This is a genomic window from Micromonospora sp. KC207, from assembly GCF_004348615.1.
In the GTDB taxonomy this organism is placed as follows: domain Bacteria; phylum Actinomycetota; class Actinomycetes; order Mycobacteriales; family Micromonosporaceae; genus Micromonospora.
This window is the reverse complement of the sequence record NZ_SMKJ01000155.1, coordinates 1-16,239: the sequence shown is the minus strand read 5'-3', so window position 1 is coordinate 16,239 and position 16,239 is coordinate 1. Positions and strand designations below refer to the sequence as shown.

Annotated in this window: 13 protein-coding genes and 1 pseudogene; 8 read left to right on the top strand and 6 right to left on the bottom strand. The window is 73.2% G+C overall.

The annotated features are described in order from the left end of the window. Both E1258_RS19575 and E1258_RS19570 read right to left on the bottom strand, forming a co-directional pair. A pseudogene (locus tag E1258_RS19575) lies at positions 1–527 on the bottom strand (hypothetical protein); the annotation flags it as partial. Positions 528–530: 3 nt separating this feature from the next. Beyond that, entirely contained in the window at positions 531–1,160 is a 630-nt protein-coding gene (locus E1258_RS19570; protein ID WP_132403288.1) for an MBL fold metallo-hydrolase, read from the bottom strand. Positions 1,161–1,278: 118 nt separating this feature from the next. Between E1258_RS19570 and E1258_RS19565 the strand changes: the two genes are divergently transcribed. Then, positions 1,279–2,220, top strand: coding sequence for a DUF4349 domain-containing protein (locus E1258_RS19565; RefSeq protein ID WP_132403286.1), 942 nt, complete (start codon positions 1,279–1,281; stop codon positions 2,218–2,220). On the opposite strand, the gene E1258_RS19560 is transcribed toward E1258_RS19565, so the two are convergent. Together E1258_RS19560 and E1258_RS19555 are read right to left on the bottom strand one after the other, a co-directional pair. Continuing rightward, a complete protein-coding gene (locus tag E1258_RS19560) occupies positions 2,177–3,439 on the bottom strand; it encodes an amidohydrolase (RefSeq protein ID WP_132403284.1) in 1,263 nt (420 codons plus the stop codon). The genes E1258_RS19565 and E1258_RS19560 overlap by 44 nt on opposite strands. Before the next feature lie 512 nt (positions 3,440–3,951). Next, the gene (locus tag E1258_RS19555) at positions 3,952–5,535 is read right to left on the bottom strand and encodes a methylmalonyl-CoA mutase (protein ID WP_132403280.1); all 1,584 of its coding nucleotides are present in this window, start codon (positions 5,533–5,535) and stop codon (positions 3,952–3,954) included. 214 nt (positions 5,536–5,749) lie between these two features. Here E1258_RS19555 and E1258_RS19550 point away from each other — a divergent pair, with 214 nt between their 5' ends. From E1258_RS19550 to E1258_RS19535, 4 genes are all read left to right on the top strand, one after another. Continuing rightward, positions 5,750–7,951 carry a serine/threonine-protein kinase gene (locus E1258_RS19550; RefSeq protein WP_132403277.1) on the top strand — a complete coding sequence of 734 codons (2,202 nt, stop codon included), beginning with the start codon at positions 5,750–5,752 and terminating at the stop codon, positions 7,949–7,951. 56 nt (positions 7,952–8,007) lie between these two features. Then, the gene (locus E1258_RS19545; RefSeq protein WP_132403274.1) at positions 8,008–9,738 is read left to right on the top strand and encodes a phospho-sugar mutase; all 1,731 of its coding nucleotides are present in this window, start codon (positions 8,008–8,010) and stop codon (positions 9,736–9,738) included. Positions 9,739–10,117: 379 nt separating this feature from the next. After that, a complete protein-coding gene (locus tag E1258_RS19540; protein WP_243715564.1) occupies positions 10,118–11,002 on the top strand; it encodes a helix-turn-helix transcriptional regulator in 885 nt (294 codons plus the stop codon). Next, positions 10,995–11,198, top strand: coding sequence for a DUF397 domain-containing protein (locus E1258_RS19535; protein WP_132403268.1), 204 nt, complete (start codon positions 10,995–10,997; stop codon positions 11,196–11,198). Before E1258_RS19540 ends, E1258_RS19535 begins: the two co-directional genes overlap by 8 nt. Before the next feature lie 150 nt (positions 11,199–11,348). Here the strand turns inward: E1258_RS19535 and E1258_RS19530 are convergent, their stop codons facing one another. Continuing rightward, positions 11,349–12,026: a GPP34 family phosphoprotein gene (locus E1258_RS19530; RefSeq protein WP_132403265.1), complete on the bottom strand. Its 678-nt coding sequence runs from the start codon at positions 12,024–12,026 to the stop codon at positions 11,349–11,351. 122 nt (positions 12,027–12,148) lie between these two features. Continuing rightward, positions 12,149–12,781: a uracil phosphoribosyltransferase gene (gene upp, locus E1258_RS19525; protein WP_132403262.1), complete on the bottom strand. Its 633-nt coding sequence runs from the start codon at positions 12,779–12,781 to the stop codon at positions 12,149–12,151. 177 nt (positions 12,782–12,958) lie between these two features. Between upp and deoC the strand changes: the two genes are divergently transcribed. From deoC to E1258_RS19510, 3 genes are read left to right on the top strand one after another with little or no spacing between them, the layout of a single operon-like run. After that, positions 12,959–13,984 carry a deoxyribose-phosphate aldolase gene (deoC, locus tag E1258_RS19520; RefSeq protein WP_132403259.1) on the top strand — a complete coding sequence of 342 codons (1,026 nt, stop codon included), beginning with the start codon at positions 12,959–12,961 and terminating at the stop codon, positions 13,982–13,984. 5 nt (positions 13,985–13,989) lie between these two features. Next, complete coding sequence (locus E1258_RS19515) at positions 13,990–15,420, top strand: aldehyde dehydrogenase family protein (protein WP_132403290.1); 1,431 nt, start codon at positions 13,990–13,992, stop codon at positions 15,418–15,420. After that, a complete protein-coding gene (locus E1258_RS19510; RefSeq protein ID WP_132403256.1) occupies positions 15,413–16,237 on the top strand; it encodes an aldehyde dehydrogenase family protein in 825 nt (274 codons plus the stop codon). Before E1258_RS19515 ends, E1258_RS19510 begins: the two co-directional genes overlap by 8 nt. Positions 16,238–16,239 lie beyond the last annotated feature (2 nt).

Below are 16,239 nucleotides of genomic sequence, written 5' to 3'. Positions count from 1 at the left end.
GGCTGCTTCTCGCCGCCGGTGACCAGGCGGAGCTGGGGGCGGGGCACCTCGCCGAAGCCTGCGTAGCTGGCGGCCCGCAGCAGTCGGCCGGAGCGCACCTGCCCGGCCACCTCCGTGTCGGAGAGCGCGGCGTTGAGCGTCGCCTCCACCTCGCCCAGCGGCAACTTCCCGGCCGGCGGGCCGCCCTCGGCGTCGGCGGCCAGCCGGCGCGCCTCGGCGACCAGCGCGGCGACCGCCGCCCGCCGCTGGGCGGAGAGTTCCCGCAGCCGGGGGCCGCGCAGGTCGCGCTGGGCGCAGCGCAGCGCCTCGGCGAGTTGGGTCAGGTCGGCGACCAACTCGGGGCGGCGCAGGGCGAGCAGGTTGACCAGCCACGCGGCCACCGTCGGGCGGCGCAGCCGCGCGATCTCGCGGGCCGTGGCCGGGTCGCCGGAGCGCCGGGCCTCGGCGACGGCGGCGTCGCGGGTGGCGACGAACTTCTCCGGCGGCTCGGTGTAGAGCCGCCGGAGGAGGTTCTGCGGGGGCGGCACGGCTCAGACGTCGAGCCGGCTGCCCGGCTCGAGGCGCTGGTAGTCGGTCCCCGACAGCGCGGCGTACTGGCGGTTGAGGACGGCGAGGCCGTTGTCGTTGAGCAGCCCGTCGTGCAGGGCGAAGGCTCGGCGCGGGGCGACCGCGCGGATGAAGTCGAGCACCTCGGAGAACTTCGACCAGGGGGCGTGGATCGGCGCGAAGAGGGTGTCCACGGGGGCGTCCTCGGGTGCCACCAGGGCGTCGCCGGGGTGGTAGACGACGTCGTTCAGCAGATATCCGAGGTTGTCCACGACCGGGATGTCGGGATGGATGACGGCGTGCCGACCGCCGTACGCGCGCACCGCCACGCCCGCCGCGGTGAACGCCTGCCCGGGTGAGATGGGCTCCAGGGCTTCGGCCGCGTCGCCGAGGGCACCGGCCAGCGAGGCCGGGCCGTAGATGCGGAACGGCCAGCGGTCGAGCTGCCGGGTGAGAGCCGCGACGTCCACGTGGTCGGGGTGCTCATGGGTGATCAGCACCGCGTCCGCGCCGTCCAGCGCGGTCGGGTCGCTGAAGACGCCCGGGTCGACGACCAGCACACCGCCGTCGTGCTCGACGCGGAGGCAGGAGTGGGCGAATTTGGTGAGCTGCATCGTGACTCCTCGATTGACCCAATCGTGATGTCCCTCAGCGCAGTCTGCCGGAACCGGCGCGGTGCCGCGTCGCGTCTGAGGTATCGCCCGATGGGGGGCGCAGACGATCGGAGCGGGAATGGACGGACACGCAAGACGCAGGTTGCTGACCGCGGTGGGGCTGGTGGCGCTGCTGGCGGCCGGCGGTTGCAGCGCCGACAGCGATGGGGCGGGGGAGCGTTCGGCGGCGGTGGCGCCCGAGCAGGCGGCACCCCCCGACGGCGGCAAGGCGGAGCAGGGCGCCGACGCCGGGGCGGCGCGGTCCGGCGCGGGTGGCGGGTCACCGGACCTGCGGGTCGACCAGCGGTCGATCATCTACACCGGAACCATGCGGGTGCGGGTGGACGATGTGGACGCCGCCGCCCGGTCCGCCGTCACGGCGGTCACCGGGGTCGGCGGCTTCGTCGGCGGCGACGAGCGCAGCAGCGGCGGGACCGCCGACGCCCGGGCGGAGTTGCAACTGCGGGTGCCGGCGGAGCGGTTCACGGCCGTACTGGAGGAGTTGGCGAGGCTCGGCCGGCAGGAGCAGCGGGCGATCCGCACGGAGGACGTGACCGAGGAGACCGTGGACCTCGACGCGCGGATCGCCACCCAACGGGCCCGGGTCGAGAGCGGTCGCAAGCTGCTGGCGCGGGCCACCTCGATCGGCGACCTGGTGACGCTGGAGAGCGAGGTGGCGAGACGGGAGGCCGACCTCGCCTCGCTGGAGGCGAAGAAGCGCCGGCTGGCCGACCTGACCTCGCTCTCCACCATCACCCTCACCCTGGTCGGTCCGGAGGCGGAGGCCCGGGACGCCGAGCCCGACACCGGCTTCGTGGTCGGCCTGCGCGGCGGTTGGACGGCGTTCGTCGCCTCGCTGGGCGTGCTGCTCACCGTGCTCGGGGCGCTGCTGCCGTTCGCGGTGGCCCTCGGCGTGCCGGTGGCGGTGCTGCTTGCGGTGCTGCGGCGGCGCCGGCGTCGACCGCCGGCGCCGGCCGTCAACGCGCCGCCGCCAGTGCCCGCAGCGCGGTCTGCACCATGACCCGGATGCCGACCGCGATGGCCCCCTCGTCGACGTCGAACGAGGCCCGGTGCAGGTCGACGTTCGGGCCGGACCGGCCGACGCCGAGGCGGGCCAGCGCGCCGGGGACGTACTCCAGGTACCAGGAGAAGTCCTCGCCGCCCATGCTCTGCGGGGTCTCCGCGACCCCCTCCGGGCCGAGCGCGGCGTGGGTCGCCGCCGTGAGCACCTGGATCGCCCGGGCGTCGTTGGTCACCGGCGGCCGGCCGCGCAGGTACTCCAGGTCGACGGTGGCGCCGGTGGGGGCGATGACGTCCCGCACCACCTGAGCGACGATCTTGGGGGCCTGGTCCCAGGTGTCGCGGTCCATCACCCGCAGGGTGCCGGACGCGGACGCCTCGGACGGGATCACGTTGTACCGGGTGCCGGCCGAGGCGTGGCCGAACACGAGCAGCAGCCCGCTGTTGGCCGGCACCCGGCGGCTGACCAGGGCTGGCACCTCGGTGACCAGCCGGCCGAGCGCGTCGACCAGGTCGACGGTCAGGTGCGGGCGGGCGGTGTGCCCGCCGGGGCCGGTGAGCCGGACGGTGACGTTGTCGGCGGCGGCGGTGATCGGGCCGACCCGCAGGCCGACCTTGCCGACGGGCTGGTTGGGGTCGCAGTGCAGCGCGAAGATCTGCACGACGTCGTCGAGGCCGCCGGCCTCGATGACCTCCAGCGAGCCGCAGGGCAGGATCTCCTCGGCCGGCTGGAAGATCAGCCGGACCCGGCCGTCCAACTCGCCGAGGTTGGCGAGTTGGGCCAGCAGCACGCCGACGCCGAGCAGCACGGTGGTGTGCACGTCGTGGCCGCAGGCGTGGCAGACACCGTCCCTGGTGGACCGGTAGGGCACGTCCTTGACGTCGGTCAGCGGCAGCGCGTCGATGTCGGCGCGGAGCGCGACCACCGGGCCGTCGGGGCGGCCGTCGATGTCGCAGATGACCCCGTTGCCCTTTGGCAGCAGGCGCGGGCGCAACCCGGCGAGCGACAGCTCGCGGGCGATCAGGGCCGCCGTCTCGAACTCCTCGCCGGAGAGCTCCGGGTGGGAGTGGATGTGCCGGCGGGTGGCGACGAGGCCGGGCATCCGGAGGGCGAGCAGATGGTCGAGCTCGAAGGGCAAAGGCTGCGACCCGGACGGCGACTCCGGCCGGGCCGACGACGCCAGGTGGCTGCCGTTCGGCAGCGTCAACGCACTCGTCACGTCGAAATCTCGATCACTAGAAACGGATGGATCATCAGGGATGACAGCCGCCAGCCTAGACCTTCGACGGTGACTCTGTGCAACATCATTCTTGTAGCGATCGGACCGCGCAGCGTCACGAATGCCCTGGTGGAAGGGCTCCATAATCTGCGGGACAGCAGGTAGATCGCGGTTGAACGCCGTCATCTGCCCCCCACCTCCTACAACCCGTAACCGATTCGGCGGTCACGAAATCACCGTCGATCCGGGGCCGTCGCTACCGAATTGTCGCATTAGTCGCCTCGGTTAACTGCCGCTCAGACAAGTAACCGACCGCACGCGGCAGTCGGACGACTCCCGACGGTGACACGACGGGTCGACCTGCTCCCGCACATGCTGTCCGTCCCGATCACCCGGACGGGTTACCCACTGCCCCGGGTGGCACACACCGGGCTGCCCCGGGGTGGCACACACACCAGGCGACCGTAGCCCCGAACGGTTACGCCCCGCGACCCCTCATCCGAGACAAGGGGTCAGAACCGGTCGGTGGGGCGGTACGTTCCCCACACCTGACGCAGGGTGCCACAGACCTCGCCCACCGTGGCCCGGGCCCGCAGCGCCTCCTTCATCGGGTGCAGCACGTTCGCCGTACCCTCGGCGGCGGCCCGCAGCTCACCCAGCGCGCGCTCGACGGCGTCGCTGTCGCGCTCCACTCGCAGCTTGGCCAGCCGCTCGGCCTGGGCAGCCTCGATCGTCGGGTCCACCCGCAGCGGCTCGTACGGCTCGTCGGCGTCGACCGTGAACCGGTTGAGGCCGACCACCACCCGCTCGCCCGAGTCGATCTCCTGGGCGATCCGGTACGCGGACTGCTCGATCTCCCGCTTCTGGAAGCCCGCCTCGATGGCGTCGACCACCGAGCCGTGGTCGGCCACCCGCTCCATCAGCTCCACCACCGCCGCCTCGATCTCGGCGGTCATCGCCTCCACCACGTACGACCCGGCGAACGGGTCGACGGTGGCGGTCAGGTCCGTCTCGTACGCGAGCACCTGCTGGGTGCGCAGCGCCAGCCGGGCGGCCTTCTCGGTGGGCAGCGCGATGGCCTCGTCGAAGCTGTTCGTGTGCAGCGACTGGGTGCCGCCGAGCACCGCGCCCAGCCCCTGGATCGCCACCCGGACCAGGTTCACCTCGGGCTGCTGGGCGGTGAGCTGCACGCCCGCCGTCTGGGTGTGGAAGCGCAGCATCGTCGACTTCGGGTTCTTCGCGCCGAACTCGTCGCGCATCAGCCGGGCCCAGATCCGCCGGGCGGCGCGGAACTTCGCGACCTCCTCCAGCAGGGTGGTCCGGGCGACGAAGAAGAACGACAGCCGGGGCGCGAAGTCGTCCACCGCCAGCCCGGCGGCGAGCGCGGCCCGGACGTACTCGACGCCGTTGGCCAGCGTGAACGCGATCTCCTGCGCGGGCGACGCGCCGGCCTCGGCCATGTGGTAGCCGGAGATGGAGATGGTGTTCCACTTCGGCACCTCCGCCCGGCAGTAGGCGAACGTGTCGGCCACGAGCCGCAGCGAGGGCTTCGGCGGGAAGATGTACGTGCCCCGGGCGATGTACTCCTTGAGGATGTCGTTCTGGATGGTGCCGTTGAGCGCCGCGCCCGGCACCCCCGCCTCCTCGGCGACGAGCTGGTAGAGCAGCAGCAGCACCGACCCCGGGGCGTTGATCGTCATCGAGGTGGAAACCTTGTCCAACGGAATGCCGTGGAACAGCAGCCGCATGTCCTCGATCGAGTCGATGGCGACGCCGACCTTGCCGACCTCGCCGTGGGCGATCGGGTCGTCCGAGTCGTACCCCATCTGGGTGGGCAGATCGAAGGCGACGGAGAGGCCCATGGTGCCGGCGCGCAGGAGCTGGTGGTAGCGCGCGTTGCTCTCCGTCGCGGTGCCGAAGCCGGCGTACTGGCGCATCGTCCACGGCCGCGAGGTGTACATGGTGGAGTAGACCCCACGGGTGTACGGGAACTCTCCCGGCTCGCCCAGCCGCTCGGGCAGACCCTCCGGCAGGTCCCTCTCGGTGTAGACACCCTTGATCGGGAAGCCGGACTCGCTCGACCGCGGTTCACTCATCCCCGGATGGTAGGACGCGCCACCGCGCCGGAGGGTGAGGGATTGCGCACATCGGACCCCTGTCTTTCCCCGCCGACCCCGAGGGTGAACGCCTGGCCACGTTCGCTCCGATTAGGTAAACGTTCCGCCGCGTCGGGTTTCGCATCGGGCGTCGGAACCAGCAAGATAGAGGGGTTGTGTCCCAGCCCCCTCGATTTCCCCCGGTGGCTCTTCTGTGACTCAGATCCCGACGTGGAGCGGCGGACCAGTCAGCCCATCCCACGGACGTGCGGCAGCCGGCACCACCATCGGTGACCGGTACTCGCTCCGGTCCGCGGTGGGCAACGGCGGCATGGGCACGGTCTGGCGTGCCACAGACACCCTGCTGCGGCGCGACGTGGCGGTGAAGGAGGTCGTCCTCCCGCCCGGCCTCGCCCCGAGCGACCGCGACGCCATGTACGAACGCACGCTGCGCGAGGCCCGCGCGGCGGCGGCCCTCCAGCACCCGGCCGTGGTCCAGGTGTACGACGTGGTCACCGAGGGTGGTCGCCCCTGGATCGTGATGGAGCTGCTGGACGCCCGCAGCCTGGCCGACATGGTGATCGAGGACGGGCCGGTGGCCCCCCGCGCGGTCGCCAAGATCGGCATCGCCCTGCTCGGCGCGCTGGAGGTGGCCCACGCGATCGGGGTGCTGCACCGCGACGTCAAGCCGGCCAACGTGCTGATCTGCACCGACGGCCGGTGCGTGCTGACCGACTTCGGGGTGGCCAAGCTCCCCACCGACGTGCAGCTCACCACGCCGGGGATGGTGCTCGGCTCGCCGCATTTCATCTCCCCCGAGCGGGCCATGGGCCAGGATTTCGGCCCGCCCAGCGACCTGTTCTCCCTCGGCGTCACGCTCTACACGGCGGTGGAGGGCCGGCCCCCGTTCGACAGGGGCGACCCGATCGAGACCATGCACGCCGTGGTCGAGGACCCGCCGGCCACGCCGCAGCGCAGCGGCCCGCTGACCCGGGTGCTGATGGGGCTGCTGGAGAAGGACCCGGCCCGCCGCCTCGACGTGCACACCGCCCGCGCGATGCTCCGCGAGCTGCTCGCCGGCCCGCTGACCAGCACCGCCACCGCCGTCAACTCGGTCACCGACCCGTACGCGGTGGTGCCGGTCAAGCAGCGTCCGGTCGTTGCCCCACCGCCGCCGCCCGCCGCGGAGCCGAAGCCGAGCGGGCAGATCGGCGGCCGGGCGATGCTCGCCCCCGGCGAGTCGCTGACCGACCGGCTGGCGGCCCTGCGCCGGGGCGAGAAGGCGAAGAAGACGACGACGACCGCCGCCGCGCTGGACGACACCAGCGCCGACGCGCTTGCCGGCCCGCTGCACACCCCCACCGGGGCGATGCCCGCGCCGCCGCCGGCCGGCCGGACGTACGGCGGTTCGTCGGAGGCCACCCAGCGGTTCGACGCGGGGACCGCGCCGGAGTCCACCCAGCGGATGACGTACGGCAGCCCGCCCGACGCCACCCAGCGGGTGCCCCACGGGGGCGGCCCGTCGGAGGCCACCCAGCGGGTGCCCTACGGCGGCGGCTCGGCGGACGCCACCCAGCAGGTGCCCTTCGGTCGCCGGCCCGACGTGACGCAGCGGGTCCCCTACGGCAGCCAGCCCGGCGCGACGCAGCCGGTCCCCGGCTTCGGCGCGTCGCCGGACGCCACCCAGCGGGTCGGCGGGGCGTACGGCGGCGGCCAGTGGTCGGTGCCCGGCACCGGCCAGCCGTGGGCCACCCCGGCCACCGCGCCCGCCCCGGCCGCCAGCGGCGGGGTCGGCCGCCTCGTCGCCACGGTCAAGGGCTGGCCGCGCAAGGTGCAGCTCGCCGCGGCCGGCGGCGTCGCCGTGCTGCTGCTGATCGGCGTGTTCGCCCTCACCGGCGGCGACGACCCGGGGCAGCCGACCACCCCGCAGGGGCAGCCGAGCGCCGGGGCGCCCGCCGGCCCCGGGGTGGAGATGCAGGAGCAGTCGGCCAAGGGCGTCACGGTGCAGGTGCCCAAGGGCTGGGAGCGGCGCAGTGCCGACGGGGGCGTGTGGGTCGACTACATCGATCCGGAGGACAACAGCCGCAAGGTGCGCATCCTCGCCGAGCGGTGGAGCGGCACGTCGACGCGCTGGGCCGAGACCGCCGCGAACGGGCTGCGAACCCGGTCGGCCTCCTGCCAGAAGCCGTACAACCAGGTGTCGATGACCGAGGAGGAGCTCGACGGCAAGGCTGCGGCCGAGTTCGAGTACACCTGCGGCGACGGCGACACCAAGCGGCACGGCGTGTGGCGCGGGGTGGTGCACGAGGGCAAAATCTACTCGTTCTACCTCTCCTCGACCGACGCCCGCTTCGCCGAGAGCAAGCCGATCTTCGATCAGATGGTGGCGTCGTTCAAGCTCGGCGGGAGGGACTGAGCCGGGCCGGGCGGGCCGACGCGACGAGGTGATCCGCCGCCGTGCTATCAAGAGCCATGGCGGCGGACACCACTGACCTCGACGACACGCGCGATCTGGACGACCTTCGCGACCGGGCCCGGCGGTGGCTCGACGACGACCCCGACCCTGCCACCCGCGACGAGCTGGAGGCCGTGCTCGACGGGCTGCCGGCGAGCGCGGCCGAGCTGGCCGACCGGTTCGCCGGGCCGTTGACATTCGGCACCGCCGGGCTGCGCGGCCCGCTGCGCGCCGGCCCCAACGGGATGAACCTCGCCGTGGTCACCCAGGCCGCCGCCGGGCTCGTCGCCTGGCTCGCCGCCCAGGACGCCACCGGGCCGCTGGTCATCGGGTACGACGCCCGGCACGGCTCGCGGGAGTTCGCCGAGCGCACCGCCCAGGTGGCCACCGGCGCGGGCCGCCCGGCGCTGCTGCTGCCCCGCCCGCTGCCCACGCCCGTCCTGGCGTACGCGGTGCGGCGGCTCGACGCGGCGGCCGGCGTGATGGTGACCGCCAGCCACAACCCGCCCCAGGACAACGGCTACAAGGTCTACCTCGGCGCGCAGCTCGGTGGCGAGCTGGGCGCGGGGGCGCAGATCGTGCCGCCGGCCGACACCGGCATCGAGGCCGCCATCCGGGCGGTCGGCCCGCTGGCCGACGTACCGCTGGGTTCGGCCGGGCAGGTCGTCGGCGACGACGTGGTCGTCTCGTACGTCGACCGGGCCGCCGCCGTGGTAGACCCGGCGGGGCCCCGGAGCCTGAAGGTGGCCTACACGCCGCTGCACGGCGTGGGCGCGGCCGTGCTGACCGCCGCCTTCGCCCGCGCCGGCTTCGGCATCCCCGGCGTGGTGCCCGAGCAGGCGGTGCCGGACCCGGACTTCCGGACCGTCAGCTTCCCCAACCCGGAGGAGCCGGGGGCGGTGGACCGCCTCGTCGCGCTCGCCGAGCGCACCGGGGCGGACCTGGCGATCGCCAACGACCCCGACGCGGACCGCTGCGCCGTGGCCGTCCGCGACGGCCGGGCGACGGGCGCGGCACCGGTGAGCGGGGGGGCCTGGCGGATGCTGCGCGGGGACGAGGTGGGGGCGCTGCTCGCCGACCACCTCATGCGCCGTGGCGTCCACGGCCTGTACGCCACCACCATCGTGTCGTCGTCCCTGCTGCGGGCCATGTGCGCCGCCCGGGGCCTGCCGTACGACGAGACGCTGACCGGCTTCAAGTGGATCGTCCGGGCCGGCGGCGGGCCGCTGGGTGAGGCTGGCCCCGACCCGCTGGTCTTCGGCTACGAGGAGGCGCTGGGCTACTGCGTCGCCCCGGAGCACGTCCGCGACAAGGACGGCATCACCGCCGCGCTGACCGTCGCCGAGCTGGCCGCCGGGCTGAAGGCGCAGGGGCGCACCCTCACCGACCGGCTCGACGAGCTGGCCGCCGAGTTCGGCGTGCACCACACCGACCAGCTCTCGGTGCGGGTGGACGACCTGCGCATCATCGCCGACGCGATGGCCCGGGTCCGGGCGGCCACCCCGACGACCCTGCTCGGCCGCCCGGTGACCGAGGCGCGGGACCTGCTCCCCGAGGCGGACGTGGTGATCCTGGGTACCGACGGGGCACGGGTGGTGATCCGCCCGTCGGGCACCGAGCCGAAGCTCAAGGCGTACCTGGAGGTGGTGGAGCCGGTGGCGGACGGCGACGTGCCGGCGGCCCGGACGCGCGCGGCGGCCACGCTGGCGGCACTCCGCACGGAAATCGCCGCCCTGGTGCAGGGATGAGGTGTGCTCCCGCTTCCGACGCTCGCTCAGCGGGTTGGCGTGTCGCCCCCAGGTTCGTGGTCATATGCGGCCAGGTAAGCCACCGTCCTGCCACTATCCATTTGTAGAACATGATGCGTGCGACATGGATGTAGTAGTAGGTGACCAATGAGGTGAACCGAACCGCTTGCGACCGCTGGCTGCACCGCTCCGAGGCCCTTCGCGCCGGACCGGGAACGCGGCACGCTCACCCCGCGTGATCCCTTGCCCACGGAGGGCTCGTCTGAATAGCATCAGCACATCAGGCCCCACCATTACCCGGCACCATTGGCATTCGCTTTCTTCGACGTTGCGGCTGCGGTGCCCGGGCGTTGCATTTCCGGCGGAAAGGTGTTGCACGGTGCGTGAAACAAATGGCTCGACCGTGCCGCGACGGCAGCTCGGCAGGCTGCTCACCCAGCTCCGCGAGAGCGCCCATATCAGCATCGACGCGGCGGCCGGCGAGCTGGACTGCTCGCGGCAGAAGCTCTGGCGGATCGAGCGGGGGCTGACCTCGGCCAAGACACCGGACGTCCGGGTGCTCTGCGAGCTGTACCGGGCCACGCCCGACCAGGCGAGCGTGCTGCTCGGGCTCGCCGAGGTGAGCCGGGCCGAGGGGTGGTGGCACGCCCACGGCAGCTCCGTGCCGGCCTGGTTCTCGCTCTACGTCGGCCTGGAGAACGTCGCGAGCAGCATTCGTTACTACCACGCGGAGCTAGTGCCGGGGCTGTTGCAGACCCCCGGCTACGCCACCGCGCTCTTCGAGCACAACCGGCCCGAGCTGGGCGAGGAGGAGCGGAAGAAGGCGGTGGGCTTCCGGATCCAGCGGCAGGGGCTGCTGGCCCGGCGGCTGCCCCCGGCCCCCGAGCTGACCGTGATCCTCAGCGAGGCGGTGCTGCGCCGCCCGGTGCCGGGCCGATCGGTGATGGCCGACCAGCTCCGGCACCTGCTGGCCGTCGGCGAACGGCACAACATCACCGTACGGGTGCTGCCGCTGGCCGCCGGGCCGCCGCTGGCCGCCGAGGCCGGCACGTTCGTGCTGCTCGACTTCCCGCTCTCGGCGCTCGGCAGCCCGACCGAGCCGCCGACCGTCTACGTCGAGGGGCTCACCGGCGCGCTCTACCTCGACCAGCCGACGGAGATCGCCGCGTACGAACGGGTCTGGAGGGGTCTGGATTCGCTCGCCCTCGGCGCGCGACAATCAGCGGAGCTGATCGATGCCATCCGGGGAGAGTGCTATGAGTGACCTGACCGGCGCCCGCTGGCGCACCAGCACCCGCAGCGGCACCAACGGCGGCGAGTGCGTCGAGGTGGCCGACAACCTCACCGGCATCGTCGGTGTCCGGGACAGCAAGGACCCGGGCGGGCCGGCCCTGACCGTCCCGCCCGCCGCCTGGTCCGCCTTCGTCACCGGGGTCAAGGCCAACCGCCTCACCCGCTGACAGCTCCGCAACGGGCCAACCCCCGGCTACGCCCCAGACGCGGCCAGCGCCCCAGGGCTGCCCACGCCTCAGACAGCCCGCGCCTCAAACGTGCTTGCGCCTCAGACAGCCCGGGCCCCAGGGGCGCGTGCGCCTCAGGCGGCCTGGGCCTCAGGCGCGCTTGCCGAGGGCGGCGTCGACCGCGTTGCCCAGGGCGGTGACGACCAGGGCCACCGAGGGGCGGACCACCGAGTCGTCCAGGCTGACGGTGCCGGAGAAGCCGGCCCCGCCCGCGATCTCCTCCAGCCGACGCCGGGCGTCGACGGCGGCGTCGCCGGTCAGGCCGAGCGCCGGCTCCATCCGGAGCACCGCGACCAGGGTGGCCAGCGCCGCCGTCGCCTCGTCGGGGATCTGCCCGCCGGCCAGCGCCTCGGCGAGCCGCCGCCGGGAGTCCTCCTCCACGGTGGCGTCCGCCGTCGGGTAGCGGTGCACGTGGATGAAGCCCAGCTCGGTCTCCTCGACGTCGCGCACCACGCCCCGGGCGACCAGGTCGCCGAGGATCCGGTCGCGCAGGCCGTGGCGCAGCCGCTGCACCCAGGAGGACGGGGTGTGCGGGGTGTCGGCGGCCATCCGGCCCAGGACCTCGTCCAGGATCGGTTCGCCGGTGGGCGCGGGGTCCGTGACCACCAGGTTCCCATCGGCGTACGCGACCCGGCCGGCGAGGGCCAGCTCGATCAGGACGGCGGCGGCCATCCCGAGGTCGAGGCTGATCCGCGGCATGGTCGCCTTGCCGGATTCGTCGTCGTACGCGAGGAGCAGCAACTCCTCGGCCAGCGCAACACCAGTCATGGCCGGAGACGGTAGCGCCTGAGCGCACCCCGTGCGCCCCCAACTCGCCCACAAGCGCCCTCGCCCGGTGAGAGGGGAACCCTGCTGTACCGCAGGCGTTGACAAGGGGCCCTTCCTTGCAATCAGAAGCGGGGCATTCCGCCGAACTGGCGGTCGCCGGCGTCGCCGAGGCCCGGCACGATGAACATCCGGTCGTTGAGGCCCTCGTCGATCGCGGCGGTGACGAGGCGCAGCGGCAGGCTGGACTGCTCCAGCCGGGCGATGCCGACGGGCGCGGCGAGCACGCAGAGCACGGTGATGTCGGTGCAGCCCCGCTCGGCCAGCAGCCGGCAGCAGTGCTCCAGGGAGCCGCCGGTGGCCAGCATCGGGTCGAGGACCAGCACGGGCAGGCCGGCGAGGTCGCGCGGCAGCGACTCCATGTACGCGCGCGGCTCGTACGTCTCCTCGTCGCGGGCGAGGCCGACGAAGCCCATGGACGACTCGGGGAGCAGGGCGAGCGCGGCGTCGGCCATGCCGAGACCGGCCCGCAGCACGGGTACCAGCAGCGGCGGGTTGGCCAGCCGGGTGCCCTCGGCGTCGGTGACGGGGGTCTGCACCGGGTACTTCTCGACGGGGAAGGAGCGGGCGGCCTCGTACACGAGCATGGTGGTGAGCTCGTGCAGCGCGGCCCGGAAGTTGGAGGAGTCGGTGCGCGCGTCCCGCATGGCGGTCAGCCGCGACTGGGCGAGCGGATGGTCAATGACGTGTACGTCCACAATCGCCCAACCTACCGAACGCCCGGGCCCCGAGACACGAGGAGCGACGCCGCTCACCCGGCCCGTGCGGCGACCCTGGACGGTTGGCGTCCGGAGGTGGGGCAGGCGCCCAAGGTCGGGCGCGACCTCGCCGCGTGACCAAGATCACGAGGCGCGCGGGTGCGTAGACTTCCGGGCATGACGGCGACAGCGACGTCGGCCCGGTCGGACCTCTCCGAGCTGGGACGATCCGAGACCGCTCTGCGGAACTTCCTGCACGGCCTGCCGGGCGTGGACCAGGTCGGCGCGGAGCAGCGGGCGGCCCAGCTCGGCACCCGCTCGATCAAGACCACGGCCAAGGCCCAGGCGATCGACCTGGCGATCCGGATGGTCGACCTGACCACCCTGGAGGGGGCCGACACCCCCGGCAAGGTGCGGGCGCTCGCGGCCAAAGCACTGCGCCCCGACCCGGCCGACCCGTCCTGCCCGCACGTCGGCGCGGTCTGCGTCTACCCGGCGATGGTCCCGTACGTGGCCGAGGTGCTGCGCGGGTCCGCCGGGTCCGGGCGGCCGGACGGCGGACCGGGGCGGCCGGACGGCGCCGCGCCGGCCGGACCCGGCATGGTGCACCTGGCCAGCGTGGCCACCGCGTTTCCGTCCGGGCAGGCGCCCCTGGAGGTCAAGCTCGCCGACACCCGGGCCGCCGTGGCGGCCGGCGCGGACGAGATCGACATGGTGATCAACCGGGGCGCGTTCCTGGCCGGCCGCTACGGCGAGGTCTACGACGAGATCGTGGCCACCAAACAGGCGTGCGGGGACGCCCACCTCAAGGTGATCCTGGAAACCGGCGAGCTGGCCACGTACGACAACGTGCGCCGGGCGTCCTGGCTGGCCATGCTGGCCGGCGGCGACTTCATCAAGACCTCCACGGGCAAGGTTCCCGTCGCGGCGACCCTCCCGGTGACGCTGGTGATGCTGGAGGCGGTCCGCGACTTCCGCGCCGCCACCGGGCGGCAGGTCGGCGTGAAGCCGGCCGGCGGCATCAAGAACACCAAGGACGCGATCAAGTACCTGGTCATGGTCAACGAGACCGTCGGCCCGGACTGGCTGGACCCGGACTGGTTCCGGTTCGGCGCGTCCAGCCTGCTCAACGACCTGCTGATGCAGCGCACCAAGCTGACGACCGGCGTCTACTCCGGTCCCGACTACTTCACCCTGGACTGAGCGTGATCTTCGAATACGCGCCCGCCCCCGAGTCCCGCTCGCTGGTGGACCTCAAGCCCTCGTACGGGCTGTTCGTCGACGGGGAGTTCGTCGACCCGGCCGACGGCGGCGGCTTCAAGTCGGTCAACCCCGCCTCCGAGGAGGTGCTCGCCGAGATCGCCGAGGCGGGCAGCGCCGACGTGGACCGCGCGGTCCGCGCCGCCCGGACGGCGTACGAGAAGGTGTGGGGCCCGATGCCGGGCCGGGACCGGGCCAAGTACCTGTTCCGGATCGCCCGGATCATCCAGGAGCGCTCCCGCGAGCTGGCCGTGCTGGAGTCCCTGGACAACGGCAAACCGATCCGGGAGTCCCGGGACGTCGACCTGCCGCTGGTCGCCGCGCACTTCTTCTATTACGCGGGCTGGGCCGACAAGCTGCCGTACGCGGGCTTCGGCCCGAACCCCCGGCCGCTCGGCGTGGCCGCGCAGGTCATCCCGTGGAACTTCCCGCTGCTCATGCTCGCCTGGAAGATCGCCCCGGCGCTGGCCGCCGGCAACACGGTGGTGCTCAAGCCGGCGGAGACCACCCCGCTGACCGCGCTGCTGTTCGCCGAGATCTGCCAGCAGGCCGAGCTGCCGGCCGGCGTGGTCAACATCGTCACCGGCGCGGGCGACACCGGCCGGGCGCTGGTCGAGCACCCGGGCGTGGACAAGGTCGCGTTCACCGGCTCGACCGAGGTCGGCAAGGCCATCGCCCGGTCCGTCGCGGGCACCGGCAAGAAGGTCACCCTGGAGCTGGGCGGCAAGGCCGCGAACATCGTCTTCGACGACGCCCCGGTCGACCAGGCGGTCGAGGGGATCGTCAACGGCATCTTCTTCAACCAGGGGCACGTCTGCTGCGCCGGGTCGCGGCTGCTGGTCCAGGAGTCGGTCGCCGAGCGGGTGCTGGAGTCGCTGAAGCGCCGAATGGCCCTGCTGCGGGTCGGCGACCCGTTGGACAAGAACACCGACATCGGGGCGATCAACTCGGCCGCCCAGCTCGCCCGCATCCGCGAGCTGTCCGCCGCGGGCGAGGCCGAGGGGGCGGAGCGCTGGTCGCCGCCGTGCGAGCTGCCCGAGCGGGGGTTCTGGTTCGCGCCGACGATCTTCACGGGGGTCACCCAGGCGCACCGGATCGCCCGGGAGGAGATCTTCGGTCCGGTGCTGTCCGTGCTGACCTTCCGCACCCCGGCCGAGGCCGTCGAGAAGGCCAACAACACGCCGTACGGTCTGTCGGCCGGGATCTGGACCGACAAGGGCTCCCGGATCCTGTGGACGGCCGACCGGCTGCGCGCCGGGGTGGTCTGGGCCAACACGTTCAACAAGTTCGACCCGACCTCGCCGTTCGGCGGGTACAAGGAGTCGGGCTACGGTCGCGAGGGCGGCCGGCACGGGCTGGAGGGGTACCTCGGTGTCTGAGCGGGTCGCGGTACGCAAGACGTACAAGCTCTTCATCGGCGGGAAGTTCCCGCGCAGCGAGTCGGGACGGTCGTATCTCGTGCAATCCGCGAACGTGTCGCTGGCCTCCCGCAAGGACGCGCGGGACGCCGTGGTCGCCGCCCGGGCCGCCGTGAAGGGCTGGGCGGGGGCGACCGCGTACAACCGGGGTCAGATCCTCTACCGGGTCGCCGAGATGCTGGAGGGCCGCCGCGAGCAGTTCGTCGCGCTCGGCGTGCTGGCCGACGAGGTCGACGCGGCGGTCGACCGCTGGGTCTGGTACGCGGGCTGGTCCGACAAGCTCCCCCAGGTGTACGGCGGCGCGAACCCCGTCGCCGGGCCGTACTTCAACCTGTCCGCGCCCGAGCCGACGGGCGTGGTGGCCGTGGTGGCCCCCGAGGCCCCGGCGCTGCTCGGCCTGGTCAGCGTGATCGCCCCGGCGATCGTCACCGGCAACACGGTGGTGGTGGCGGCCTCGCCGACCCAGCCCCTGGCCTCGGTGACCCTGGCCGAGGTGCTGGCCACCTCCGACCTGCCCGGCGGGGTGGTCAACGTCCTGACCGGTGCGATCACCGAGACGGTGCCGACGCTCGCGGCGCACCTGGACGTCAACGCGATCGACCTGACCGGGGTGGGCGACGCCTCGCTCGCCACCGAGCTGGAGGTCAGGGCGGCGGAGAACCTCAAGCGGGTGCTCCGGCCGGCCCCGGCCGACCACGACTGGTACGCCGACCCGGGCCTCACCCGGATGACGACGCTGCTGGAGACGAAGACGGTCTGGCACCCCAAGGGCGTCTGAGC